The organism is Methanothrix harundinacea 6Ac (assembly GCF_000235565.1).
Taxonomy (GTDB): domain Archaea; phylum Halobacteriota; class Methanosarcinia; order Methanotrichales; family Methanotrichaceae; genus Methanocrinis; species Methanocrinis harundinaceus.
On sequence record NC_017527.1, the window covers coordinates 970,461 to 996,683 of the forward strand.

General features: G+C 61.3%; 22 protein-coding genes. 10 read left to right on the forward strand and 12 right to left on the reverse strand.

Annotation, left to right across the window (positions count from 1 at the left end; genetic code table 11):
- Positions 1–46: 46 nt before the first annotated feature.
- From MHAR_RS04600 to MHAR_RS04625, 6 genes are all read right to left on the reverse strand, one after another.
- Complete coding sequence (locus MHAR_RS04600) at positions 47–1,114, reverse strand: TIGR00341 family protein (RefSeq protein ID WP_014586445.1); 1,068 nt, start codon at positions 1,112–1,114, stop codon at positions 47–49.
- 76 nt (positions 1,115–1,190) lie between these two features.
- Positions 1,191–2,264, reverse strand: a complete 1,074-nt coding sequence (gene corA, locus MHAR_RS04605; RefSeq protein WP_014586446.1) for a magnesium/cobalt transporter CorA — start codon at positions 2,262–2,264, stop codon at positions 1,191–1,193.
- Between the two features lie 14 nt (positions 2,265–2,278).
- Complete coding sequence (locus tag MHAR_RS04610) at positions 2,279–3,235, reverse strand: mechanosensitive ion channel family protein (protein WP_014586447.1); 957 nt, start codon at positions 3,233–3,235, stop codon at positions 2,279–2,281.
- Between the two features lie 57 nt (positions 3,236–3,292).
- Positions 3,293–4,270 carry a calcium/sodium antiporter gene (locus tag MHAR_RS04615; RefSeq protein ID WP_014586448.1) on the reverse strand — a complete coding sequence of 326 codons (978 nt, stop codon included), beginning with the start codon at positions 4,268–4,270 and terminating at the stop codon, positions 3,293–3,295.
- 83 nt (positions 4,271–4,353) lie between these two features.
- Complete coding sequence (locus tag MHAR_RS04620; protein WP_014586449.1) at positions 4,354–5,124, reverse strand: ABC transporter permease; 771 nt, start codon at positions 5,122–5,124, stop codon at positions 4,354–4,356.
- Positions 5,125–5,200: 76 nt separating this feature from the next.
- A complete protein-coding gene (locus tag MHAR_RS04625) occupies positions 5,201–6,208 on the reverse strand; it encodes an ATP-binding cassette domain-containing protein (RefSeq protein WP_014586450.1) in 1,008 nt (335 codons plus the stop codon).
- Between the two features lie 120 nt (positions 6,209–6,328).
- Between MHAR_RS04625 and MHAR_RS04630 the strand changes: the two genes are divergently transcribed.
- Both MHAR_RS04630 and MHAR_RS04635 read left to right on the forward strand, forming a co-directional pair.
- Positions 6,329–7,717: a B12-binding domain-containing radical SAM protein gene (locus tag MHAR_RS04630; RefSeq protein ID WP_014586451.1), complete on the forward strand. Its 1,389-nt coding sequence runs from the start codon at positions 6,329–6,331 to the stop codon at positions 7,715–7,717.
- A gap of 1 nt (position 7,718) precedes the next feature.
- Positions 7,719–9,176, forward strand: a complete 1,458-nt coding sequence (locus MHAR_RS04635) for a B12-binding domain-containing radical SAM protein (protein WP_014586452.1) — start codon at positions 7,719–7,721, stop codon at positions 9,174–9,176.
- 35 nt (positions 9,177–9,211) lie between these two features.
- Here the strand turns inward: MHAR_RS04635 and MHAR_RS04640 are convergent, their stop codons facing one another.
- Positions 9,212–10,276: a glucokinase gene (locus MHAR_RS04640; protein WP_048144367.1), complete on the reverse strand. Its 1,065-nt coding sequence runs from the start codon at positions 10,274–10,276 to the stop codon at positions 9,212–9,214.
- 42 nt (positions 10,277–10,318) lie between these two features.
- Positions 10,319–12,268: a HEAT repeat domain-containing protein gene (locus tag MHAR_RS12415; RefSeq protein WP_014586454.1), complete on the reverse strand. Its 1,950-nt coding sequence runs from the start codon at positions 12,266–12,268 to the stop codon at positions 10,319–10,321.
- A 295-nt stretch (positions 12,269–12,563) separates the two neighbouring features.
- Here MHAR_RS12415 and MHAR_RS04650 point away from each other — a divergent pair, with 295 nt between their 5' ends.
- Complete coding sequence (locus MHAR_RS04650) at positions 12,564–13,730, forward strand: AlbA family DNA-binding domain-containing protein (RefSeq protein ID WP_014586455.1); 1,167 nt, start codon at positions 12,564–12,566, stop codon at positions 13,728–13,730.
- 313 nt (positions 13,731–14,043) lie between these two features.
- On the opposite strand, the gene MHAR_RS13655 is transcribed toward MHAR_RS04650, so the two are convergent.
- Positions 14,044–14,205 (reverse strand): hypothetical protein, encoded by a 162-nt coding sequence (locus tag MHAR_RS13655; RefSeq protein ID WP_014586456.1) that lies wholly within the window; start codon positions 14,203–14,205, stop codon positions 14,044–14,046.
- A gap of 227 nt (positions 14,206–14,432) precedes the next feature.
- Here MHAR_RS13655 and MHAR_RS04655 point away from each other — a divergent pair, with 227 nt between their 5' ends.
- The 5 genes from MHAR_RS04655 to MHAR_RS04675 all read left to right on the forward strand — a co-directional run bounded on the left by MHAR_RS04655 (position 14,433) and on the right by MHAR_RS04675 (position 18,716).
- A complete protein-coding gene (locus MHAR_RS04655) occupies positions 14,433–14,651 on the forward strand; it encodes a winged helix-turn-helix domain-containing protein (RefSeq protein WP_014586457.1) in 219 nt (72 codons plus the stop codon).
- A 630-nt stretch (positions 14,652–15,281) separates the two neighbouring features.
- A complete protein-coding gene (locus tag MHAR_RS14050; protein ID WP_266335544.1) occupies positions 15,282–15,407 on the forward strand; it encodes a hypothetical protein in 126 nt (41 codons plus the stop codon).
- 423 nt (positions 15,408–15,830) lie between these two features.
- A complete protein-coding gene (locus MHAR_RS04665; protein ID WP_143763284.1) occupies positions 15,831–16,628 on the forward strand; it encodes an SDR family NAD(P)-dependent oxidoreductase in 798 nt (265 codons plus the stop codon).
- A gap of 205 nt (positions 16,629–16,833) precedes the next feature.
- Positions 16,834–17,802 (forward strand): hypothetical protein, encoded by a 969-nt coding sequence (locus tag MHAR_RS04670; protein ID WP_048144369.1) that lies wholly within the window; start codon positions 16,834–16,836, stop codon positions 17,800–17,802.
- Positions 17,802–18,716, forward strand: a complete 915-nt coding sequence (locus MHAR_RS04675; RefSeq protein WP_228369628.1) for a mechanosensitive ion channel family protein — start codon at positions 17,802–17,804, stop codon at positions 18,714–18,716. Before MHAR_RS04670 ends, MHAR_RS04675 begins: the two co-directional genes overlap by 1 nt.
- A 952-nt stretch (positions 18,717–19,668) precedes the next feature.
- Here the strand turns inward: MHAR_RS04675 and MHAR_RS12855 are convergent.
- Both MHAR_RS12855 and MHAR_RS04680 read right to left on the reverse strand, forming a co-directional pair.
- Positions 19,669–20,652 (reverse strand): DUF4268 domain-containing protein, encoded by a 984-nt coding sequence (locus MHAR_RS12855; protein ID WP_014586461.1) that lies wholly within the window; start codon positions 20,650–20,652, stop codon positions 19,669–19,671.
- Positions 20,653–20,750: 98 nt separating this feature from the next.
- The gene (locus tag MHAR_RS04680; protein ID WP_014586462.1) at positions 20,751–21,410 is read right to left on the reverse strand and encodes an HAD family hydrolase; all 660 of its coding nucleotides are present in this window, start codon (positions 21,408–21,410) and stop codon (positions 20,751–20,753) included.
- A gap of 147 nt (positions 21,411–21,557) precedes the next feature.
- On the opposite strand from MHAR_RS04680, the gene zupT reads away from it, so the two are divergent.
- A complete protein-coding gene (gene zupT, locus MHAR_RS04685; protein WP_014586463.1) occupies positions 21,558–22,313 on the forward strand; it encodes a zinc transporter ZupT in 756 nt (251 codons plus the stop codon).
- 135 nt (positions 22,314–22,448) lie between these two features.
- Here the strand turns inward: zupT and MHAR_RS04690 are convergent, their stop codons facing one another.
- Positions 22,449–24,731: a CDC48 family AAA ATPase gene (locus MHAR_RS04690; protein ID WP_014586464.1), complete on the reverse strand. Its 2,283-nt coding sequence runs from the start codon at positions 24,729–24,731 to the stop codon at positions 22,449–22,451.
- A 298-nt stretch (positions 24,732–25,029) separates the two neighbouring features.
- On the opposite strand from MHAR_RS04690, the gene MHAR_RS04695 reads away from it, so the two are divergent.
- Positions 25,030–26,187, forward strand: coding sequence for a PQQ-dependent sugar dehydrogenase (locus tag MHAR_RS04695; RefSeq protein ID WP_014586465.1), 1,158 nt, complete (start codon positions 25,030–25,032; stop codon positions 26,185–26,187).
- The last annotated feature ends 36 nt before the right edge of the window (positions 26,188–26,223 follow it).

A 26,223-nucleotide genomic window follows, 5' to 3' on the forward strand; every position in this document is an offset into this window, starting at 1 on the left:
CGCCTCAAGTATTAGGATTACGGACCTAGAGCTGCTTTCGAGTTCTTCATATCGAGATGTTCTCTTGCCGCAGGATTATGATCAATAGGGCTGCCAGCATAATGAGCCAGAGGACCATCGCCACGATCGAGGCCCTCTTCGCCCTCCGCGCCTCGGACCATTTCGAGGGCCTTATCCCCTGGGCCAGGAAGGTGGCCACCCCCGAGAGGTTGACGGAGATGAAGTTCGCGATGAAGAGGAGCATCGCCCCCCAGGCGAGGCTCTCGTGCCCCGAGCCCATCAGAAGGCCGAAGGCGACGAGGGGCGGGAGGAGGGCTACGGCGACCATCACCCCGATGAGGGTGGCGGAGACCCCCGTGGTGAAGGCGAGGGCCCCAGCGCTCCCCGAGGCGAGGGCTAGGGCGACCTCGCCGAGCCCCACCCCGGTCCTGGAGGCGATCTCCGGGATCTCCGGGTCGACGGGGAGGAAGGTGCCGAGGAGGTAGGAGAAGGCGATGGCGGTTCCCACCCCCACCACGTTCGCCTTTAGAGCCCTGACGGCGAGCCCCCGGTCCCCCAGGATCGTCGCCAGGGAGAAGGATACGTTCGGGAGGAGGAGGGGGGCGATGACCATGGCCCCGATGATCACGGCGACGTTGTTCTTCAAAACGCCGAAGGCGGCGACGATGGAGGATAGGATTACCATGAAGACGTAGACCCGGGAGACCCCCACCGAGGCGACCTCAGCGTAGAGCTCCTCCCTTCCGATCCGCTGGCTTCCCTTCTTGTTCTTCTCTTTGGGGGCGGGCTCTCTCCTCTCCGCCTCGTCGATCGGGGGCCGGGGGAGGGATGCCGTCACCGGGAGGACGACCATCCTGTAGCCATCGTTCCTCCTGAACCGCGCATCCAGCATGTTGATGACCGCCTCGGAGTTCTCCGCCGGGACGAGGATCCTGACCAGGATCATCCTCTCGTCGAAGCTCCTCATCCAGACGCCCATCACCGGCCTCTCCCAGATCCCCAGGACCGGCTCGATCCATATCCCCATGATCTCAAGGCCGCCCCTCGTCAGGACCCTCTCCAGCCCCGGCCTCTCCTTCTCGGGGATGACCATCTCTATCCATCGGAGTATCACCGTCTCACCCATCCCACCCCTTTGAGGAGACGAGCCCCGGATCTCTCCGGGAGGATCGGCCCTCTGAGCCGGATGATCAGATCCATCTCCTCCTCCTGAAGTAGAGGAGCATGATCACCCCGGATATGAGCATGAAGAGGAGGACCGCCGGATAGCCCCACTGCCAGCGGAGCTCGGGCATGTAGTCGAAGTTCATCCCGTAGATCCCGGCGACGAAGGTGAGGGGTATGAAGATGGTGGCGATGATCGTCAGGACCTTCATCACCTCGTTCATCCGGTTGCTGATGCTGGAAAGATATATCTCCAGCATCCCCGAGAGGACCTCCCGGAAGGTCTCGATCGCCTCGATCGCCTGGACGGTGTGGTCGTAGACGTCCCGGAGGTAGATCTCCGTCGGCTCGGTGAAGATCTCCGACTCGCCCCGGGAGAGGCGGCTTATCACCTCCCGAAGGGGCCAGATCGACCTCCTGAGAAATATCATATCCCGCTTCAACCTGTGGATCTCCTGGGCGGCCTCCGGGGTGGGGCCTCCGAGGAGCTCCTCCTCCAGGACCTCCAGCTCCTCCCCCACCTCCTCCAGGATCAAGAAGTAGCTGTCGACGACGGCGTCGATCAGGGAGTAGGCGAGATAGTCCGCCCCCAGCCTCCTGATCTTACCCTTCGACTTCCTGATCCGGTCTCGGGCGGGCTCGAAGACGTCCATATCCGTCTCCTGGAAGGATATGAGAAGCCCCCGGCCGACGATCAGGCTCAGCTGCTCCGACCTGATCTCCCCCCGGCCGCCCTCGCCCTCGACCCTCGATAGGAGCCTCAGAACGATGAAGACCCGATCGTCGTAGTCCTCCATCTTCGGCCTCTGGTCGGTGTGGACGATGTCCTCCAGGACGAGGGGGTGGATCTCAAAGGAGCGGCCTATCTCCTCTATCACCTCAGGGGTGTGGACCCCAACGACCTTTATCCAGGTGACGGTGGGGCTCGACCTGAACTCGGCCAGCATATCGAGGGAGGTGGGGCAGAACTCCCGGAGGTGGTCCTGGTCGTAGTCGATGACGGTGATCCGGACGGGCCCGGTCCTCTCCTCCCCGACGTGGACCACGGTTCCCGGCGGAAGGCCCACCTTATTTGTTCTTATCCTGAAGCCCCGGGCCATCTCCCCTCCTCGCCTTAAATCCGGTCATCGTGATCACGAAGCCTGATCTCGGGAAATCCGACGATGTCTATGGTGGTGGAGGCGAGCTTTATATTTTCAGAGCCCTCGATCTGTTCGAGGATCCTCCGGCTCAAGCGGTCCTTGGTCATCCTCCTCTCCCTCACCACCGTCACGTATCTTATATTGAAGTTGATCCAGTTGTCTGTCATGGTTACGAATACGGCCGGCTCCGTCACCTTCCTTGGGAGATAATACTTCTCTTCGAGGCTAGAGATGCTCGTCTCCGCTTCTCTGCCGACGTCATCAGTCTCCCTCCTGACGACGGAGAGGATCGTCGTCACCGCCTCCCTCCAGTCGCTGTCGTAGGTTATGGGGATGCTGATCTCGTCCCAGAGGAAGGGGTGGTCTTTGGTGTAGTTGTTGACCAAACCCGAGAGGACGTAGCCGTTTGGGATCATTGTAAGCCTCCCGGTGGCCTGGTCACCCGACATCCACTCTCCCATCTCCATGAGGGTGGTGTATAGGACGTCTATGTCGATGACGTCCCCCATCCTGGAGTCCATCTCGACCCTGTCTCCGACCCGGTATATCCCGGTGACGAAGATGACCACCCCTCCGAAGAAGTTCTTGAATATGTCCTGGAGGGCGACGGCGAGGCCAGCGGCGATGATCCCGTAGGAGACGAGGAGGCTCTGGGTCGTCTCGATCCAGATGTTCAATACGACGGCGGCGAGGACCACCAGGTAAATTATCGAGACGGTCTTTCTGAAGGAGTACCTGGTCTTGGAGGCGGTTATCCTCCCGATGAGGAGATCCTCGAAGAGATGTTTGAAGAGGATGTGGATCAGGCCGACGGCGACGGCGGTGAGGAAGGCCTTCTGGAGGAGGGGGTTAGGATGGAGGTGATGGAGGGCTCCCAGGGCTGCCGCCAGGGCGGTTATGAGGAGGAGGGGGAGGAACCTCTTGAGCATGGGAGGATCTCTTTCTTCAAACCATTAAATATTTTATCCCGTCTATCGATCCTGGGGTCAGAAGAGGGCGAAGAGCTTCCCCAGGAAGAAGGCGTAGAATATCACCAGCATCCAACCCTCCCAGTGGGTCATCTCCTTCTCCCATATCACGACGAAGTAGAGGAGGGTGGCGACGATCATCATCGGCATGACGAAGGCTGTTATCGTCTCGGGGATCACCACCGTCCCGAAGAGCGCCGAGATCCCCATGATCCCCAGGGCGTTGAAGATGTTCGAGCCGATGATGTTTCCGATGGCCAGCTCCGGCTTGTTCATGGCGGCGGCCTTGACGCTCACCACCAGCTCCGGGAGGGAGGTCCCCAGGGCGACGGCGCTGGCGGCGATGATCTCGGTCCCGATCCCGACGATCTCCGAGAGCTTCACCACCGATACGACGGTGTAGTTCGCCCCTATGTAGAGGAAGACGACGCTTAGGAATAGCTTCAGGTAGACCCGGGGATCGAGCCTTCTCTTCTTGGGGTGGCCCACCCCTGCGGCCTCCAGCTCCTCCATCGTCCTATCCCTCGCCTCCTCCGCCACCCTCTCGACGCTGACGGCGTAGAGGAGGTAAACGAGGAGACAGGCGAGGCAGAGCAGCGCCTCGGGGAGGGTGAAGGCGCCGTCGCCGACCATCAGGGAGAGGAGGAGCGCCGAGCCGACGAAGAGGGGAAGATCGACGTTGGCGAGCTCGTAGCTCGTCACCATCTTCTTTCCGACGATGGCGGAGATCCCCAGGATGAGGAATATGTTCGTCACGTTCGAGCCCATGACGTTCCCGGCCACGATCTCCGGGGAGCCCTTGATAACCGCCAGGACCGAAGAGACGAGCTCCGGGGTCGAGGTCCCCACGGCGACTATCGTCACCCCGATGATGAAGGGGGATATGCCGAAGCCGACGCCGATCCTCTCGGCGGAGTCGGTGAAGACGTCCGAGGCCTTCACCAGGACGGCGAGGCTCCCGACGAAGATCAGTCCCCATAGGAGGACGGAGAGCATGCCCCCCCCTCAGCCGCCCGGGTTAAATGGTTTTCCAGGATGGCGGCGGGTCTGCCCTCCCCGCGGAAGGGGCGTGGCCGCCGTCACTCCACGTCGCTCCTCTCGAATAGGTAGGCTCCGAGCCCCAGGGCCGCTATGCTGCACGCCGTCAGGATCGCGAGGTCGAAGGCGAGGGAAAAGGAGCTCGCGCCGACGAGGGACCCCCGGAGGCCGTCGACGCCGTAGGTGAGGGGGTCGAGGTAGGAGAGGGTCCGAAGCCACGGAGGGAGGTTTGATATCGGAAACAGGGCGCCGGAGAGGAGGAAGAGCGGGAAGACCATGAAGTTCATGATCAATGAGAAGCCGGACATGTCCTTCATCCTGGAGGCGAAGGCGAGGCCGAGGCTGTTGAAGGTGGTGGCGATGAGGACCATGAAGACGAGGGCGAGGAGAAGGCCCGGAAGGCCGGAGATCTCCAGGCCCATGGCGACGCCGGGGACGAGGATTATGAGCCCCTGCAAAACGGCGGTGGTGACGCCGCCCGCGGTCCTCCCGATGACGATGGAGAGCCTGGATACCGGGGCGACCATGATCTCCCGGAGGAAGCCGAACTCCCGGTCCCAGAGCATCGAGAGCCCCCCGAAGGTGGAGGAGAAGAGGAGCGTCATCCCTATTATCCCGGGGGCGAGGAAGCTGATGTAGTCTACGCCCTCGGGGATCGCAGGCATTGCCGCCGACCGGAAGCCGAAGCCGAGGAAGGCGAGGAAGAAGAAGGGCGGGGCCAGGGAGCCGAAGACCCGGCTCTTGAGCCTGAAGAAGCGGATCATCTCCCGCAGCCACAGGCTGTAGATGGCGTAGATGTTCAGCGAGATCATATCAGGACGTCCTCCTCATCAGCTCCTCCTCTTCATCATCAGCTCCTCCTCCCCCCTCTTCAGCGCCCTCAAGTTATCAGTGCCTCCTCGTCCTCATCCTGCTCTGGACCGCCACCATCCGACCGGCGCCGGCCGACTCCGCCTCCCGGATCTTTTTGCCGGTGAACTTGAGGAAGACGTCCTCCAGGGTCGGCTCGTGCATGGTGACCGACCGGATCAGAAGCCCGGCCCGGCTGGCGGCGAGGACGATCTCGGGGATCCGGGCCTCGGACCTGTCGACGCTGAGCCGCAGGGTCGAGCCCGCCCGGTCCACGGCCTCAACCCCTTCGAGATCCGATAAGGCTCCGACCTGCTCGTCGGTGACGGAGTCGTCCACCTCCAGGTTGACGATGTCCGCGCCGATGAGGTCTTTGAGCCTCTCCGGGCTGTCCAACGCTACGATCCTCCCCCGGTCGATGATGGCGACCCTCTCGCAGAGGTGGTCCGCCTCCTCCATATAATGGGTCGTCAGGACGACGGTCACCCCCTCCTCCTCGTTCATCCGCTCGATGTAGCGCCAGATGTACCTCCTGGTCTGGGCGTCGAGGCCCAATGTCGGCTCGTCCAAAAAGAGGACGGAAGGGTGGTGCATCAGACCCCGGGCGATCTCCAGCCTCCTCTGCATCCCCCCGGAGTAGTCCTCCATCAGCACATCGGCCTTATCGTTCAGGTCGACGAGCTCCAGGACCTCGGCGATCCTATCGGCCCGGGTCTTTCGGTCCATCCCGTACATCCGGCCGTGAAAGTCCAGGTTCTCGCGGCCGGAGAGCTGGCTGTCCACGGACGGGTCCTGGAAGACGACGCCGATGGAGCTTCTGACGGCGTCCCTCTCTCTTTTTATGTCGTAGCCCCAGACGGCAGCCGACCCGGCCGAGGGGCGCAGCATCGTCGTCAGGATCTTGATGATAGTGCTCTTTCCCGCGCCGTTGGGGCCGAGGAGGCCGAAGAGCTCGCCCCGCTCGATTTCGAGGTCGACGTCGTCGACGGCGAGAAAGCCGTTGAACCGCATCGTCAGGCCGCGAGCGGCGATGGCTGGAGCGTCCATGGGAGGTGATGAGGGTGGGGGGGGTTTATAGGTTTGCGTAGGCCTTGGGCCCTCGGATCATCTGGCGAGGTCTGGACCGGAGTCGTAACCTTAATCTTCGATCGGCTGGCATTGGCGAGTATGCCCCCCAAGGTCCTCTTCACCACCGTTTACAAGAACGACCCGGAGCCCTACGACTACATAGGCTCCAACGCCCGGTCGAAGTGGTTTCGGTTCAGCTGGCCTCGGATCCAGTCCTTCGGCCTGCGCTTCCTCAAGCAGAACATCCCCGAGATCGAGATTTTGGAGTACCCGACCTTCGAGGATTATAAGAAGCGGCTCGCCGAGGGCTGGGACGTCGTCGGCTTCTCCTTCTACTTGAACGAGACGTGCGAGATCTTGGAGATGGTCGAGGCGGCCCGGGCCTCGGGGAAGGCCGGCGAGCTCTGGGCAGGAAACTACGGCGCTTTGACGCCCCAAATTCAGGACAAATTCGACCGGATCTTCGAGGGGTACGCCGAGGGGGCGGTCGCCCCCTACTTCGGCCGCAAGATCGAGCAGAATCAGGTCTTGCATCCGCCGCTGATCGAGTACCTGGCAACCCCCTTCAAGAAGAAGCTGAACATCTACGGGATCATGTTCACGACGAGGGGCTGCGGCGTCGGCTGCAAGTTCTGCCAGACCCCCAAGTTCTGCAACAGGCCCCATCCCGTCCCCCTGGAGAGCCTGGAGCGGGTCATCTCCTACTACAAGGAGCATGAGATCAACGTCGTCCTGATCGAGGACGAGAACTTCGGAGCCAACCGCCGCCACGCCGACCGGGTCGTCGACCTCCTCGACGAGTACGGGATGGTCTGGGGGTGCATGGCCCGGGCCGACTATCTGAGGAAGAAAATACCCGAATGGGTCGAGATGAGGGCGAAGCCCGACCCGGCTACGGGGAGAAAGCCCCGGATGGTGAAGGGGTTTGCGGGGGCTGCCATCGGGATCGAGAACCTCCACCAGGAGAAGCTCGACGACATCAACAAGAAGGAGGGGACCGAGGACGTCCTGGAGACGGTGAGGCTCCTCCAGAAGTATGGTCTGGGAACGGTGGGCTACTACATGATCGGGTTTCCCGACGACACAAAGGAGTCCCTTCGAAAGGACATCGCCGACCTCGCGAGCCTCAAGCTCGACATAACCCAGATCTGCATCATGACGCCACTTCCCCAGACGAAGCTCTGGGACGAGCTCGACGAACAGTTTGGGATCTTCGAGGAGGACTGGCACAAGTTCGACATGAAGCACCTCGTCTGGAACCATCCGAACATACCGCCAAAGGAGATGGAGGAGATCCTCAGCTGGTCCCTAAAGCGCGTCTACAACCGGCTGACGCCCCTGCGGACCAGCTATCGGGTCTGGGCGAACGCCTACCGGTACGCCGGGATCGACGGGATGAAGGAGGTCGCATCCTACGTCTCCCGGGCGAACCGGTTCGACTTCCACCCCGAGAAGCCGTGGTTCTTGGAGCCGGAGGCGAGACGGTAACATGAAGGTACTACTGCTCTCCTCGCCGGTCGTCCAGCCCGACTTCGACCGGATCGCGCGGATCCCGAACTACGGCCTCGTCTCCATCGCCGGAAACGTCGACGACCTCTGCACCGTCGACGTCGCCGACCTCCACGGAGTGAAGAGGCCGAGGGAGTATCTCGAAGGGATCTTGAGGAACGGCTACGACCTCGTCGGCTTAAGCTGCATGAGCTTTCAGTACCACGCCGTCCTCCCCCTGGCCAAAATGGCGAAGGAGAGCGGCGCTGCGACGGTCTTCGGCGGCTACCACCCGACCCTAAACTACGACGAAATCGGCGAGAGCCCCGAGGGGCGCCTTTCCGACTACATCGTCCGGGGAGAGGGGGAGGCGACCTTCCGGGAGTTGATCGAAGCCATCGACGACGGCCGCGACCTCGCCGGCGTCCGGGGCCTCTCGTACTGGGGAGGGGATAAGATGGTCCATAACCCCCCCCGCCCCGTTCTGGATGTCTCGGATATTGAGCTACCCAACCGCGACTGTCGGCTGATCACCAAGGGATTTCAGAGCTTCGGCATACCAATCGACTCCGTCGAGACGAGCCGGGGGTGCACCAACGGCTGCAAGTTCTGCTCCATCCAGCAGATGTACGGCCGATCCTTCCGCAGGTACCCCTTCGATCGAATCCTGGACGACATCCGGGATGCCGAGGCCCACGGGGCGAGGTCGATCTTCTTTCCCGACGACAACATGACCCTGGACGTCAAAAGGATGGAGCGGCTCTGCGACGCCATCGTCGAGGCCGGCCTCTCCCACCTCAAGTACAAGGTCCAGGCCTCGGCCCGGGGGATCGGGTCGAGCCGGAGGCTCGTCCAGAAGATGGCCGCCTCCGGCTTTGACGGGGTATTTCTGGGGATCGAGAACACCAGCCGCGATAACCTGCGGTTTTTGGGGAAGGGGAAGATGTCCGACAACGCCGATAAGGCGATCGAGTACATGCACGATAACGAGATCATCGTCTCTGCGGGGCTGATCGGAGGAAACCCCGAGGACGACGCCGAGGACCTCTGGTCGAACTTCGAGCTGGCTCGAAAGCTCAAAGTGGACATACCGATCTTCTACATCAACACCCCCTACCCCAAGACGGAGATGCGAGAAGAACTAAAGGAGATGGGGCTCATCGCCTGCGACGACTACCGGTTCTACGACGGCCTCCACGCCAACCTGAATACAAAATATCTCACCGCCGAAGAAGTCCAGTACATCACGTGGGAGATGAACGCGAAGTACTACGACCTCTCGTGGTTTCGGTACAACAAGATCAAGAGGGTCTACCCGAAGTGGTTCCTGAGGGAGACGCTACGGCTCGTCCCCTTCTACGCCAAAAGGAAGCTCGGCCTCCTCCTGGGCCTCAAGACCCCCCGGGACTACTTCAGAGAGGACCTGGAGCGGGGGGAGCTGTGCAAGGGGGTGGCCTGAAGAGCCTGGGACCAGAATTGAGATCGACCGAAAAATCAATCAGATGGGTGAACAGCAGCGTTGCAGGCCCCATAGAGGCTCACGTCATAGTTTGTGATGACACTAACCGGAGTCCTCTCCAGAAGGTGGCGCTGCTTCTCGGCGTTCAGAAACTCGGTGGAGAACTCTGTCGACGCGAAGACCTCTCTATTTTTGGCGGCGATCCCCCCGGCGATGTAGAGGCCGCCGGTGGCGACCGCCTCCAGGACGAAGTTCTTGGCGCACCTGCCGAAGCACCTCGCGTAGACGGCGAAGGTCTCGCGGCATAGGGGGTCTGTCTTTCTCTGCTTTGAGATGGCGGCGGCCTTATCCTCGGCCTCCTCGATCTCGGCGGTCAGATCCGTCCGACCGCGCCTCCCCTTCAGAAAATCGTAGATCACCTCGATCCCCCGCCCCGAGAGGAGGTCCTCGTAGCTGGCGGGGGTATCTCTCCCGCCCCGGATGAAATCGGCGAGGTCGAGGTCGAAATGATCCTGGATCGGAAAGTCCGCGTGCCCCCCTTCGCTGGGGACAGGTCTGTATTTTTCGCCGTCATAGACCAGGATCGCCTTGCCGAGGCCGGTCCCGGCGCCGATCACCGCCCGTCCGTCGCCGAAGGCCGGATCGCCCCCCTTCGCAGAGAAGAGGTCGGTTTCCTTCAGGGATTCGATCCCCCGTCCGATGATCTGAAAGTCGTTCTCTATCCTGAACTCCTCAAAGCCGAACTCCCTCCTCATCTCCTCGGCGTCCACCGTCCAGGGGAGGTTCGTAGGCTTCGCCTTTCTGGGGTCGGTGACGGGACCCGCAACCCCGACGACGCCCCGGACGACCTCAATCCCGTATTTCACCCGGCCATAATCGAGGGCCTCCCGGATCGCCGGTGCGAGGGAGGTGAGCCTTCGGCTCTCGAAGTGGGCGGAGTAGAGGAGGGTGGCCTTCCCCTCCCTCACCCCGGCGACGGCGATGTTGGTGTTCGTCCCTCCGACGTCCCCGCCGAGGACGAAGCCTTCGAACTGACCTACGTCGAAATCCGGCTGGTGGATCCTCGTCTTCATCTCATCTATCGCCCCGTTGCTCTTCATCCAGGTCACCGATCATCCCGCCAAGAGCCTTCCTCTTAAAACCTAAACCCCCTCCAGCCTATCGAGCGCCTCCGCCGCCTTCCTGCGGACATCGGGGTCCTCGTCCTCCAGCGCCTTCTTCAGGGGCTCTTCTGCCCTCGGGTCTCCTATCTCGGCCAGGGCAGCGGCCGCCGCAAACCTCACCACCTCGTCCTCATCGGCTAGGGCGGCGATGAGCGGCTCCGCCCTTCTATCGTCATCGAACCCCGCGAGTCCGACGACGGCCATCAGCCTCACCGCCTGATCTTCGTTCTTCAGAGCCTCTATAAGCGGATCGACGGCCTTCGGGTCGCCGATCTCCCCCAGAGCCCAGGCAGCCCAGATCTGGACGGATGGGTCCTCTTCCTCGAGAGCTTTTATGAGGGGATCGACGGCATCGCCGCCTATCTCGGCCAGGGCCGCGGCCGCCACGGTCCTCACCCCTTCATCCTCGTCGCCGAGTCCGGCGATCAAGGGATCGACGGCCTCAGGGCCGCCGATGGAGCCGAGGGCGAGGGACGCCCAGCTCCTGACGCTCGCTTCCTCGTCCCCCAGGGCCTCGATGAGTGGTCTTGTCGCCCTCTCGTCCCCGACGGTCGCCAGGGCTTGGGCGGCCCCGGCTCTCACCTCCGGCGCCTCATCTTCGAGGAGGTCTATCAGGGGGCCCGCCGCCTTCTCGCTACCGATATCCCCGAGGGCGACCCCCGCCATCGCCCTCACCTCCGGCTCGTCGTCTTTTAGAAGATCGATCAGCGGGCTGACAGCCCTCTCATCTCCCAGGCCCCCGAGGATCATTGCTCCATATATCCGAAGGGCAGGATCGTCGTCTTTGAGAGATGAGATGAGGCCGTCGATGGCTCTCGGATCATCCCCCATCTCGCCGAGGGCGTAGACCGCTGCCGCTCTGACGGCGGGCTCTCCGTCCTTCAGAGCCTCGATGAGAGGATCGATAGCCTCCGGTGATCCCGATCCGCCGAGGACTCCTGCTGCGATCAGCCGGACGGTGGCGTTCTCATCTCCTAGAGCGGCTATCAGGGGGCCGAGCGCCCTCGGATCCCCGATCCTTCCCAGGGCCTCTGCCGCCATCGCCCTGACGGACCAGTTCCCATCTCCGAGGGCCTCGGCAAGGTGATCGACGGCCCCGGCCCCTCCTATCTCTCCCAGGAGGGCGTCGGTGAGAGGCTCGAAACCCCTCGGATCAGCGAGCCTTCCCAGGGCGGCAGCCGCCAGAGTCCGGACGGCCGGGTCCTCGTCCAGAAGAGCGCCGATGACGGGATCGACCGCTCTATCGTCTCCGATGCCGGCCAGGGCGATCACCGCAGCCCCGCGGACCTCCCATTCGACGTCCTTGAGGGCTTCGATGAGGGGTCCGACGGCCCTCGCATCGCCCATCTCTCCCAGAGAGAGGGCGGCGGCCACCCGCTCCTCTGGATCGCCGTGCTCCAGATCGTATAAGAGGCGGGATAGCTCGTCATCTTCTTCTGACGCCCCATCTTTTTCCTCTTCTTTTTCTTCTTCAACCCCTTCGTCATCGCCGGTAGCTTCAATTATCTTTCCCAGGGCGTCGGAGGCCTTCGACCTGACCCACGGGTCCTCATCCCGGAGGGCTTCTCTGAGGGGGACGATGGCCCTCGGATCTCCGATATCCCCAAGATGGGTCGCAGCCCACCCCCGGACCCATTTGTCCTCGTCCTCGAGGGCCAGGATCACCCGGTCCAGATATTCGGGCCTGCCGAGCTTGACTAGAGAGCTTGCTGCATGGACTCGGACCATGGAGACCTCATCGGATAGGGCCTCGATGAGGGGGTCGATCGCCCGGGGGTCGCCGAGATTTCCGAGGCTCGCTGCCCCTCCGGCCCGCAGCCCCCATTCCGGGTCCTTCAGGTACGCTATGGCATCGTCCACCTGGTCTGCGGCGACCAGGCCCGCCAGCGCCGCGATGATCAATAATACAAAAATCGGCTTAAGTTTCATATCGACATCCCCTGTCAATAGGAGACGGTCCTGAAGATTGAAAAGTATATCGTCGCTTCAGAACTATAAACAGCCTGAAACGAACAGCCTGAAACGGCCCGCCGGATGCCCCCATCCAATAGAGATCTCTTCATCTCCGGCGACCCCGGTCCGTCCGACCGCCATATTCTAACCCTCTGATATCTGCAACCCCTCGATATCCTCAACCCGTCGATATCCGTAAGCTCCCGATATCCCTATCCCCTCTATATCCGCAACCGCTAAATCCTCCGGAGGATATTTTGAAGATGGTGCCATGACCCTCGAAGATAAGCCCCTCGACCTCCTGGAGGAGTCGGACATCAGGGCCCTTTTAGACGACGAGGTCCCGGAGAGCAAGGTCATCGACTACAAGAGGCGGCTTCCCGGCCCCTCGGACCTGGAGAAGAGGGAGTTTATACGGGACGTCACCTCGTTTGCCAACGCCTCCGGGGGCCACCTCGTCTACGGGGTCGCCGAGGAGAACGGCGTCCCCGTGAGGATCCCGGGGCTCCCCGGGATCGACCCCGACGAGGCGATCCTCCGCCTCGACAGCATGGTCCAGACGGGGATCGCCCCCCGGATCCCCGGGATATCCATGAGGGCCGTCCCCCTGAAGGGGAAACGTTTCGTCATCGTCGTCCGGATCCCCAAGAGCTGGGCCTCCCCCCACATGATCACCAAGGGATCCTCCAAGTTCTACTCTCGAAACTCAGCTGGAAAGTATCCCCTCGACGTCTTCGAGATCAGGACCGCCTTCTCCCTCTCCGGGTCCGCCGCCGAGAGGATGAGGAGCTTCCGGGCCGAGGCCCTGGGAAGGGTCGTCGCGGGGGAGACTCCGGCGGCCGTCGGGCCGGGGCCGAAGATGGTCTTCTCCGTCATCCCTCTGGGGGCCTTCGAGCCTGCCGCCAGGTTCGACGTCTCCTCCATAGTACAGAGGTACAGGAGCGGGAAGGGGGCCCTCCCCCTCCCCCTGACGGGGCTCTTCTCCGGCTGGCGGTACAACTTCGACGGCCTCCTCACCTACGACGACCGGGGCTCCTACGTCCAGGTCTACGAGAGCGGGATCGTCGAGGCCGTCGACTCCGTCATCCTCGGAGGCGTCGGTAGGGAGATTCCGGGCGTCCGGTACGAGGAGGCGCTCCTGGAGGCCCTCCCCCGGTACGCCCGGTTCCTGGAATTCCTAGGCGTCGAGCCTCCCATCTTCACCACCCTCACCCTCCTGGGGGTGAAGGGGTGCACCCTCAGGGCCGAGGGCTCCGACGCCCTCGGGGAGGTCGAGATCGACCGGGACGCCCTCCTCGTCCCCGAGATCATGATCGAGGGCTTCGACTACGACGCCGAGGAGGTCCTGAGGCCCGCCTTCGACGCCGTCTGGCGGGCCGCTGGCTGGGAGCGGTCGATGAACTACGACTCGAAAGGCCACCGGATCGGGAGGAGATGAATCAGGTCGTCGAGGGGCTGGAGTGGATGGAGAGGTAAGCCCTCTAGCGCCGGATGCGATAGGGTTGGGGGCCCTCCTGACTGCCCCATCCGGTTCTTGCGCTCCGGAGAAGGGCCTCGGTCTCTGCAACTTCTGCGACGAGCTCGAAGGCTTGCGGAAACCTCGGCTGGCCGGGGGATCGGGGCGAGGAGAAGAAGGATGCCATGAGGAGGGCGAAGAGGGTCTCCAGGGAGGAGTACGTCAGGGCCCTCCGGGGAGGGAAGTCGGGGGAGGGCGGAACTCCCTCTGGCGGTCGTCTCCCAGGGCGGTCGTCTCACAGGTAGATGGGGACGTCCCACTTATCCTGCCTCTCCTTGGGGGCGTTCTTCTTAGACCAGGCGGGGTAGATTATGATGTTGCCGAATTCGTCCTCCTCTCGGATCATCTCTTCCTTTTCTTCTTTCTCTCCCCTCTCTCCCAATTCTTCGTCGCTCATGGAAGTTTCCCCACCAGGCTGTTGCCGTCTGACCAGAAACGGCCTTCTTCGCTCGGAGGGGTTTTAACCCGGCCCAAAGAATTTAAGGGTTGCCCCGTTCGATCTCAGCCTTCGATCTCAGGACCTGGGATTTTGTCCCTGACGATATCGGTTCATCCTGGGGTCGATAACATATATATCTTATTTCTCTCAAAAGATGCCAGCACTATAGAGGAGGGTGAAGTGAGATGACGGAGACGACGGTCGAATCGATATTTGGCTCCAAGGCGGGGCTCGTCTGGGACGCCCTGAACGAGAACGGGCCGAGCACCATCACCGAGATCATGAAGGCCACCTCCCTCAGGCGGGAGGATGTCTACGGCGCCCTGGGATGGCTGGGGCGGGAGAACAAGATCGCCGTGGAGATGCGGGGGAGGGCGAGGGTCTTCTCCTTGCAGGCGTGGTGACTGAAGACCGGATAGTTACATCTGTATAAAGGGCCGTTGGACCGTTCCGCTGCTGGGGGTCGGGAGCAGGCGGCCTCGGCCGCCAGGGGCGTTCTTGCAGGGATGGCGGAGCAGCGGAACCGCGCCCATTGGTACGTTTTTTAGGTCTGCGACATTTATTGCTACCGACCTGGCCGCCGTTGTGATGATGGCTTATTCGAGCCCGGTTGGAGCAGCCCCCTCCTCGGAGACGGGGCCGTTTATGTCCAGAGGGCGATCAATTGCAGCATTTAGGAGAAGTCGGCCGGGGGCGTGCGCGATGGGCTGGCCCGGGAAAAAGAGGCTCGGGTCCGGGGATCTCCGTCCCAACCGTCCCGATGGCGGCTCTGGAGCGAGATCCCAAGCCTCGGAGCCGCCAGAACCGTTTCTATTAATATCTCTTAAAAATTGGACTCTTTTAATACTCATTATTCGATCTAACGAGGTTAAGTAAAATTAATATCTCCGAAGTTCCTCATAATGGCTACAAATATCGCTCTTTTCTCCCCACAAAATGGGATCTTTTTCTGGATATTATTCACAAAAAGGATTTTATAGCCGGAGCCAGGAGAAGGATATAGTGCAGTAAAGAACCAAGGAGGTGAGAATCGAATGTGTTGCCATACTGGAGATAAGCACGCCCATCCCCACGATCACGATGGGAAGGTCCACACCCATGAGCACGTCCACGACGCCGACCATCATAAGCACACCCACAAGTGCTGCCACGGCCACTAGCCCCTTGATCGGCGGCTCAATTTCTGGCGAAAGAAGCCCTGTACCCTCCTTTCGGGCGTCGGGTCTCCGGACCCGGGCCGCCAGGGCTGCCATTCTTTAATTACAGCAAAATTTTGTGATCCTCTCCGTCGAGTTCCTCTCGATTTTTCCTCTCAGCTCTCCGGGATGGGGTCATCCAATAATCCTAAAACGCCTTATTTCTACAAAGATTGGCTATTATGAGGGAAATTGTTAATAAGGATCCGAGAGAAGTTTGATTGTGGGTATAATACCATAGGTCGTGAGGAGGCATCGACGGACCTTCATACGCCTCCAGAGGGGTGCCATCTTTCGAGGTACGAGACGGAGTTGATCTCGAATTTCGTGATCTTCAATCTCGTATTTTTATCTAGGAAGTTATGAATAATGGATGTGGTGGTCGGGATGAAGGAAGAGAGAGCGGGCAGGCTTGAAGGACGGACGGCGATAGTGACTGGCTCGACTTACGGCATAGGGGAGGCGATAGCGAAGATCCTCGCCGGGGAGGGGGCGATCTCCATCGTCACCGGCAGGTCGGAGGATGAGGGGGGGCGGGTGGTCGAGGAGATCAGATCTGGAGGCGGCGCTGCAGAGTACTACAGCCTCGACGTCACTAGTGAGAAGAGGGTCGAGGAGGTGGCCAGGGCCGTCTACGAGGGCTACGGGAGGATCGACATCCTCGTCAACAACGCGGGGATCGGCGGCCCCAGCAAACCGACCCACGAGTACACCAGGAGAGAATGGGAGCGGGTCTTCGACGTCAACGTCACGGGAGCTTTCCTCTGCACAAAGCACGTCATCCCCTACATGAAGAGGGGTGGCGGCGGAAATATCGTCTACATCTCCTCTATATACGGGATCGTCGGGTCCCAGGACAACCCCGCCTACCACGCGACGAAGGCCGCAAACAGGATCATGGCCAAGACGGGCGCCCTCATTTATGCGAAGGACAATATAAGGGTGAACTCGGTCCATCCTGGCTTCATCTGGACGCCGATGGTCGAGGAGTTCCTAATAGAGCAGTCGAAGGAGCTGGGGGTGCCCCTCGAGGATCTGAAGAGGGAGCTTGGGGCAAGGCATCCGATAGGCCACCTCGGAGAGCCGGAAGATATCGGCTACGGCGTCCTTTACCTCGTATCCGACGAGGCCAAGTTCGTCACCGGCTCGGAGTTGATCATAGATGGGGGCTACACCAGCAGGTGATCCTCAGGTCCGGCGGGCGGACGACCTTAGAGGAGAGGTTCGGGGTGAGGAAGCTATCCATGGTATGGAGGATGAGCTTGGAGGCTAAAGGGGGCTTGCGAGGTTCGTGGAGGCGAAAGGGGCTGAAACGCCCTTTTCCGTCGATTTAAACCCCCCCCAGCGGCGGGAAGGTCTTTTCCATATGCCACCATTCTTTGAAGAGGAGATGAAGAGGGTTGAGGAGTCGATAGAGGACTATCGGGAGGGCATACGGAGGAACGTTGCCATCATCTCGGACCCCTTCTATGGCGAGGCGGATCTCATGGCCCGGGCCGCCTCGATGGCGGGCTCCGAAGGCCTCAGGATCGACGGTCGGAGGCTCAGGCACGACTTCGGGATTCTGGAGAGGGCGCCCCAGAGGATCCTGGTGGTGGATGAGGCCCACCGGCTCAGCCTGCGGAGGATTGGGGGCTTTGATCTGATGAACCGCTTTTTGAGCTTCGTCACCTCGGAAGAGAGACTCTTCATCACCACTTGGAACAGCTTCTCCTGGAGGTACCTCGAGGAGGTCCTGGGCCTCGGCCGGCATTTTCCCCGCCAGATCATCTTGCCCAGGCTGGATGCAGGCCAGATCCGAGAGATGCTCCTCGCCGGCCGCAGAGAGGGCGAGCTTACCTTCGTCGAGGAAGAGGCACCGGGAGGGGATTCGAAGGTCTTGGACTGGCGCGTCTCCAGAAGGGCCGTGATGGGCCATAATATCGATCTCCCCTACCCCTCGGTGGACCCGGAAATGATCCGGTCGCGCCTAAAAAGGAACAGAAAAGAGAAGGAGTCCGCCGAAGATGCCTTCTTCGAGAGGCTCGCCCGGATCTCCGACGGCAACCCCGGCGTCGCGGAGCATCTCTGGAAGGAGGCCCTGGACTATCCAGAGGTGAGAAGCTCCCTGAGGGATCCTCCCACCATTGACCTTGACTTCGACGAGTCCTTCGTCCTGGGAGTCGTCCTCTCTTCGGGGTCTCTGGAGCTGGATGAGCTCTCCGAGGTGCTGGGCCCCGTGGACCTCTCCGCCGAGATGATGGCGGCCATTCTGGAGGAGAAGGGGCTCGTCTCCATCGATGGGGAGGCCGTCACCTTGAAGCCCGAGGCTCTGAAGATCGACATTGAGCATGAGAGAAGGCTCAGGCTGGTCTGGTGATGATGGGCGAGGAGATGGCGGCGGTGGCCCAGGAGTCGTCTTCGAACCTCTCGGCGTCTTCTCCCTCGGAGGGGGTCGGCGAGGCCTCCGAAGCGATCTCCTCGGCCCTCCAGGCCTTCGGGATCGACTCCTCCACCATCGTGCACGTCATCCTCGTCCTGGTCCTCGCCTACGTGGCGACCCGGATCGTCGCCTTCCTCCTGACGCGGTTCAGTGAGAGGTTCCACTGGCTCCGCCTCGGGATCAAGATGGAGATCCCTCTCGCGAAGCTCGCTATCTACGGCTTCGCCGTATACCACATCCTTGGATCCGTCTTCCAGCTCTCAACAAACCAGCTCTTAGCCTTCTCGGGGCTCATCGGCGCCGCCGTGGGCTTCGGCCTGAAGGATCTCGTCGCCGAGGTCGTTGGCGGGATCGTCATCGTCCTGGACAAGCCCTACCAGATCGGCGACAAGGTGAGGGTCGACGGCCACTACGGCGAGGTGACGGACATCGGCCTCCGGGCGACGAGGCTCGTCTCCCCCGACGACAGCCTGATCGTCGTCTCAAATCAGCGGATGATCAGCCAGGCCCTCGCCAACGCCAACGCCGGGAGCCTGGAGATGCAGGTCGTCATCGACCTCTTCATCGACTCGAGCTCTGATGCCTCAAGGGCGATGAAGATCCTGAGGGATGCGGCCGTCACCTCCCGGTACGTCTACATCTCCAGCAAGCGGCCGGTGACGATCCTCCTCAAGGACCGCCCCTTCTACAGGAGGGTGAGGGCCAGGGTCTACGTCAACGATCTCAGGTACGAGTTCAAGTTCGAGTCGGACGTGACGAAGCGGGCCTGGGACGCCTTCCTGGAGGCGGGGATTGAGCCCCCGAAGGCGATGGTGATGGACCCGGAGGGGGCCGCCTCCCCGGCGGCGTAGGCTCCCCCGGACGCCGCCCGGAGATGCGGGCCGGAATCACCGCCAAAGGCCTTCGTGGGTTCTGGGGGGCTATCCATTCTATTGGTCGAGTTGGCGTTCCCATCTCGGCTGGCGCTGGGTCCCAGCATTCTGCAGAGCAGGCGGCCGGGCGGGCGGCGAAAGCCAAGGAGTCGGCCTCCAGCCCCACTATTTTCCAGCTGATTTTATAAATTAATATCAATACGCCTGGCGGCGCCGAAGGCCCAGCAGGCCGGATACCGCCGCCCATCGGCCAGGACCACGAGGTATCGGCCCGCCGGATCGGCGCTGGCCCTGGTGCCGACCGGGATCGGACGCCCGGGGTCCGCCAGGGCGATGAGCCGAGCGGGGAGCTGGCCGATGACCCCGCTCCCACAAAATGCAGCCCGAAAAACGGGCGTGCAGGATCGGGGTCGCGTCGCAGGCGTCAACCAAGGTGTCGGCCTTCGGCCCAACTATTTTTCAGCAGGTTTTATTAATCTACTTTAATACACCCCGGCGGCGCCGAAGTCCTTGCAGGCCGAGAATCCGCCGCCCGTCGGCCAGGACCACCAGGGTCTTGGCCCGCCCGGTCGGTGCCGGCAAACGGGCTGGCCGGGATCGGGCGCCCGGGGTCCGCCCAGGGCGATGAGCCGAGCGGGGAGCTGGCCGATGACCCCGCGCCCCGGAAACGCCATCAGAAGAGGGCTTCAAGGATCAGAATTCATCGCTGGCGTTAAGGGACTCCATTACGCTGACCAGGTCTCGGAGCCGTCCTCGATAGCGAGAGAAAAGGATACAGTTCCCGATTTCTTCCGTTAGCTCCTAGTTTTGATTTAGGGGCCCCTTTTATCGATCCGGTGGTATGACTCAATGGGTGGCTACGGTAGCGTTGCGGATCCTTTAGGCGATCTTGAAGTCGGCGGGATTGCGGGAGCTGATGGTAGGGAGATGATTATAGATAATTTTCTAAATGTTCTGGTTCCTCTTCTACCACTCGATTGAAGTCCAGTTGCCTAATTACTCTTGAAAAGATAACTCTAAATTTTATAGTTGTTTCTGTTAACCAGTCGAGATATTCATCCCAATTCTCCTTTTGTGCTAAGTTGGCATCTCGATATAATCCTATTACTTTATCACGATTTTCAGGATGGGGGTCCCACAATAGTGTTTCACCTATTTCTTCCTCTATTTTTTGCCTTATCTCCATAAGCTGAGGAAGGACGATATCCGCAATTCTGTTACTTATATATACTCTTACACCAATTTTATTATCATATGTATTGGCTACATTAGATAGATTTATACCGGATTTGCCAAGAGAGACATCATACCAATATTGCGGGCGCGGAGTTTGTACCGACGGAATTTCTTTGCACTTCATCAATCTGTCTCTAAATTTAGTCCAAAATTCAAGCTGCAATTTTTTTGCTTCAGTCAAATTATCAGAAACTTTAATTTGCCTGACAATGTCTATTGGTCTACTAACCACATTGAAACGAATCGCAGGTCTCGATTCATCTATTTGCCATAACTCTAATTTGACCCCATAAAATGAAAGCTCTTCTGAAGTATGATCGTTCAACCAATCAAGCGCCTTTTTATGTTCATCCGTAAAATCACTGGCTATCCATACAATTGCGGTTGCATCCAAAAAAGATGCGTATGTTATTGCTTTTCCAAGGTGATCATGATCAGTCTTTTCTAATTGATTTTCAATAATAACATATTTGCCATTGCCTATATCTTTAGCTAAAATGTCGGCAGAATACGGACCAACTGATACTTCTGTATTTTCAAGTTCTAACTCCAACCCTAACGCTAAACCCAATCTTGAGAGGTTGTCTTCCTCTGCCAACCAAGGAGTGAATTCAGTGGCCTCATTCGTCCATTTAAATCGGACATTTAACAGTTTCAATTCTCCTAGATCCCGATCCATGATGTTTCCTCATATTCAAGTTTGATATGGTCTCTTACATATATGTATAAATTTCGATCTGATTTAACTGGGCGCAAATTGTTCAAGCTTAAATAATTTCACATCCCCCTCACCCGCTCCGCCGCCTCCCGGAGGTCGTGGACGACGTGGGGCCCCGACTCCATCCTCTCCCGGTCGAGGTAGAGGGCGGCGAGCCCCGCCTCCTTGGGGACCTCGTAGTCGAAGTAGCGGTGGTCGCCGATGTGGATCACCTCTTCGGGCTTCGCCCCGAGGTGGCGGCAGAGGTCGAGGAAGGTCTCGGGGTAGTCTTTGACCTTCCCGAAGGTGGAGGTGACGGATAAGATCTCGCGGAAGTGGTGGCGGAGGCCGTCGAGCTCGAACTCCACGAACTCGGTGGCGCCGTTGGAGGCGACGACCAGGTCGAAGTCCTCGCTGAGGAGGGCGAGGACCTCCTCGGTCTCGGGGTAGAGCTCGACGTCCTGCCGGTACATGTTGAGGAGGTCGGCGTGGGGGATGTCGAGGTCGAAGCGGCCGAGCCAGTGGGAGAGGTCGTACCAGCGCAGGTCCCGGGTTCCGACGGACATATACTCGTCGTATACGAGCTTTCTGGCCTCCTCCATCCCGATCCCGTGCCGCTGGGCGTAGAGGGTGGGGACCCCCTCCAGCCAGACCCTCTCGACGTAACGCGAGGTGACGAGGGTCCCATCCATGTCGAAGGATACGATCTTGATCATCTTGAAGCACCAGTTCGGGGGCATATTGGCCCCCCCGCCTTGTTAAGCTTTTGCCGCCCCGGCCTCCTTCATCGCCCTGGCCGCCTTGGTCGCCTCCGTTCCCGTCGGCAGCGAAGCTATTTAACCGAGGCGATGCCTCCGGAGGACCAAGGAGCTTGGAGAAATAGATCTTTGCCGATCGATAACCTCGTCCCCGCCCTGATCCTCACCTTCCTTGCGGGCCTCGCCACCGGAGTCGGCGGCCTCATCGCCTACTTCGTCCCCCGCCCCGACATGAGGTACCTCTCCGTCAGCCTCGGCTTCGCCACCGGGGTCATGATCTTCGTCGCCTTCGTCGACCTCTTCTGCAGCGCCAAGGAGGCGATAGGGATGGTCCGGGCCGACCTCTTCTTCCTGGCGGGGATGCTCGTCGTCTACTTTTTGGACAAGGTCGTCCCCCACGCCCACCTGGACGGCCAGGCCGACCCCCACTGCGACCGGCTCTACCGGGGCGGGATCATGATGACCCTGGGGATCGCCATCCACAATTTGCCCGAGGGGCTGGCGGTGGCGCTGGTGGCCCTCGCCGACCTCCGCCTAGGGATCCCCATCGCCATCGCCATAGCGATCCACAACATCCCCGAGGGGGTCGCCTGCTCCGTCCCCCTCTACTGCGCCACCGGGGACCGGAGGAAGTCCTGCTTCTACTCCTTTCTTGCAGGGATGGCGGAGCCCCTGGGGGCAATAATCGCGATCCTGGTCCTCTTACCCTTCCTAAACGGGGCCGTCCTCGCCTCCTCCATCGCCTTCGTCGCCGGGGTGATGGTCTTCATCTGCTTCGACGAGCTGATTCCCATCGCCAACTCCTACGGCGACGAGCACCTGACGAATCTAGGCCTCATCGCCGGGATCTCCGTGATGATGATAGCCCTCGCCGCCTTCCACTGAGCCTCTTGCCCTCGACGAGAAGAAAGGAAGAAAATACGAAAGGAAGAAAGGAAGATAAGAAGGAGGAAGTAGGAAGAATTAAGGAGGCCCCCTCCCGGGAAGGAGGAAGGCCGGATCTCCAAAAGAGCCTTGGATTCACTTTTTCTCCATCTCCTCCACCGCCTTCTCGACGGCCCGGGAACCCTTCTTCCGCAGCTCCCCCGAGAGCTTGGCGTAGTACTTCATGGTGTCGGGGGTGACGGAGGGGCCGACCTCCTCCAGGGCGGCGAGGAAGTGGCTCTTTCTCACCTCGACGGCGTTCATATCCTCCCGGAGGGCGAGCCTCCCCGCCTTCCGGCAGATGGAGGCGATGTCGGCTCCCGTATACTGGTCAGTCCTCTCGACGAGCCGATCGAGGTCGACGTCCTCGGCGAGGGGCATCTTCCCGGTGTGGACGGCGAAGATCTTCCTCCTGGAGGCGGCGTCCGGCACCGGCACCATGATCAATTCGTCGAACCTGCCGGGCCTGATCAGGGCGGGGTCGATGATGTCGGGGCGGTTGGTGGCGGCTATCACGACGACGCCCCGCAGCTCCTCCATCCCGTCGATCTCTGAGAGGAGCTGGTTTACTATCCTCTCGGTGACGTGGGGCTCGCCGGTCCCTCCGCCCCGGACGGGGGCGAGGGAGTCGAGCTCGTCGAGGAAGACGATGGCGGGGGCCACCTGCCTCGCCTTCCTGAAGATCTCGGCGATGTGCCGCTCGCTCTCGCCGTACCACTTCGAGAGGATCTCGCTCCCCTTCGTCGTCAGGAAGTTGGCGTTCGACTCGTTGGCCACGGCCTTCGCTAGAAGGGTCTTTCCCGTCCCCGGCGGGCCGTAGAGGAGGACCCCCTTCGGCGCCTCGATCCCGAGCCTCCTGAAGTTCTCGCCGTAGACCAGGGGCCACTCCACCGCCTCGACGAGGAGCTGCTTCACCCCTTCGAGGCCGCCGACGTCGGCCCAGGTGACGTTCGGCACCTCGATCAGGATCTCCCGCAGCGCGCTCGGAGAGACCTCGTGCATCGCCGCCTCCAGGTCCCCCCTCGTCACCACCAGCTCCTCCAGGATCTCCCGGGGTATGGTGGGCTCATCGAGGTCGATTCTGGGCAGGACCCGCCGGAGGGCGTTCATCGCCGCCTCCCGGGAGAAGGCGGCGATGTCAGCCCCGACGAAGCCGTAGGTGAGGGTGGCAAACTCCTCCAGGTCGACGTCCTGGGCGAGGGGCATCCCCCGGGTGTGGATCTGGAGGATCTCGCGCCGCCCTTCGAAGTCGGGGACCCCGAGCTCTATCTCCCGGTCGAACCTGCCGGGCCTCCGGAGGGCGGGATCGACGGCGTCGGGCCTGTTCGTCGCCCCGATGACGATGACGTTCGCCCTCTCCTTCTGGCCGTCCATCAGGGAGAGGAGCTGAGCGACCATCCTCCGCTCCATCTCGCCCGCCACCTCCTCCCGCTTGGGGGCGATGGAGTCGAGCTCGTCGAGGAAGATGATCGCCGGAGCGTTCCTCTCCGACTCCTCGAAGACCTCCCGGATCCTCTTCTCGCTCTCGCCGTAGTACTTGGATACGATCTCGGGGCCGTTGATCGAGGCGAAGTGGGCGCTGGACTCGTTGGCGACGGCCTTGGCGAGCATCGTCTTTCCCGTCCCCGGGGGGCCGTGGAGGAGGACCCCCCTCGGGGGATCGATCCCCAGCCGCTCGAAGAGCTCGGGGTGCTTGAGGGGGAGCTCGATCATCTCCCGGACCCGCTGGATGGCGTGCTTCATCCCCCCCAGGTCCTCGTAGACCACCTCCGCCGCGGCCTTGGCGTCTACCGCCCGGGAGAGGAGCTCCAGCTCCGTCTCCTCGCCGATCCTGACCGTCCCCGATGGCACCGTCGATACGACCCTCATCTTCACCTCCCCGAGGCCGAAGGCGGAGCCCTTATCGGACCTTTTGAAGATCTCGTCGAACATGGTGTCCTTTCCGGTGGCGAGGTCGCCGGGCGGCCGCCGGAGGGTGGTGGTGGAGATGACGTCCCCCTTCGAGACGGGCCGTCCCAAGAATACCTTCCGGAGGGCCTCGCTGGGGATCGAGATCTGGATTCCGCGCCCCACCGGCGCTAAAGAGACCCTCTCGGCCGGCCTCCATTCGGCCTTGGAGATCTCGACGTACTGGCCGATCCCCGCCCCCACGTTCGACCGTATGAGGCCGTCCACCCGGGCGACGTCCATATCCTCGTCGGTGGGGTAGGCCTTCACCGCGAGGGCGCTTGTAGCCTTCGTCCCCCTGATCTCCACCAGGTCGTAGTCGGCGACCCCCAGGTCGGCCATCTGCCGCCCGCTTATCCTCACGATCCCCTTTCCCACGTCCCTCTGGTCAGCCTCAATGATCTTCAGCCGGATGGATTCGGAGTCGGTCATCTCTTTTACACCCTCTAGATGGCTTTTTATGGACGAGTTTCTAGTTAAGTATTCTCCTCGGCCCTGGATCTTGGATTAGGAGGGGTCGGGGCTATCCACCTCGCCGATCCTTCATCCCAGAGCCCTGATAAAGCTCCACGCCTCCCCTCCAGGAGCCTCCATCTCGCCCTCGCTCCCTCATCCCTCTCGGATGACCCCCCAAAATCCGTCTCTTCGGCGGGGGATGATCCCGGCCCGAAAATTTTGTAGCTTCGAAGGGCTAGATATTCCCTGACAAAGAAGTTATGGTGGCGACCTCATGATGAAGAAGAAGCCCAAAGGCCTCCTCCCCGCCCTCCTCCTGGCCGTCTTCTTTTTGAACGCGCCCTCGGGGAGCGGCCAGGACCTCCCGATCGATCTGATCGAGCTCCCCCCCGGCTTTGAGATCACCGTCTACGCTCGCGACCTTCCCGGCGCTCGGTCCCTCGCCCTGGGAAGCGAGGGGACGGTCTTCGTAGGGACGAGGTCTGAGGGGAGGGTCTACGCCATCAGGGACGGCGACGGGAACGGCCGGATCGACGCGGGCGAGATCTTCGTCATCGGTTCGGGGCTCGACCTTCCGAACGGCGTCGCCTTTCGAGATGGGAGCCTTTACGTCGCCGAGGTGAGCCGGATCCTCAGGTACGACGCGATCGAGTCGCACCTCGATGAACCGCCCGATCCCGTCGTGGTCAAGGACGATCTTCCCAGCCAGAGAAGCCACGGCTGGAAGTTCATCGCCTTCGGCCCCGACGGGAAGCTCTACGTCCCCATCGGAGCCCCCTGCAACGTCTGCGATCCGGGCGACCCCTACGCCTCCATCACCAGGATGGACCCCGACGGCAGCAACTTTGAGATCTTCGCCCGGGGCGTCAGGAACACCGTCGGCTTCGACTGGCATCCTGACACCGCCGAGCTGTGGTTCACCGACAACGGCCGCGACTGGCTCGGAGACGACGAGCCCCCCGACGAGCTGAACCGCGCTCCGGTGGCGGGCCTCCACTTCGGCTTCCCCTTCTGCCATGCCGGAATCCCAGATCCCGTCTTCGGCGGGTCGAGGGGATGCGGCGAGTTCACGGACCCGGAGATGAACCTGGGGCCCCACGTCGCTGCTCTCGGGATGAGGTTCTACTCGGGCGCCGCCTTCCCGCCGGCGTATCGGGGCGGGATCTTCATCGCCGAGCACGGCTCCTGGAACCGGGCCGACCCCATCGGCTACCGGGTGACCTTTGTGAGGTTCGAGGACGGACGGGCCACCGACTACGAGATCTTCGCCGAGGGGTGGCTCGGAGGAAGGGTCGCCTGGGGTCGGCCCGTGGACGTTCTGGTGATGCCCGACGGCGCCCTCCTCGTCTCCGACGACAGGGCGGGAGCGGTCTATCGGATCTCTTACAGAGGATCCCCGGGGAGGCTCGATCCCTATGCAGAAGAGCCTTGATCCAACGGAGACAGAGAGAAGTTTTATCTGACATGT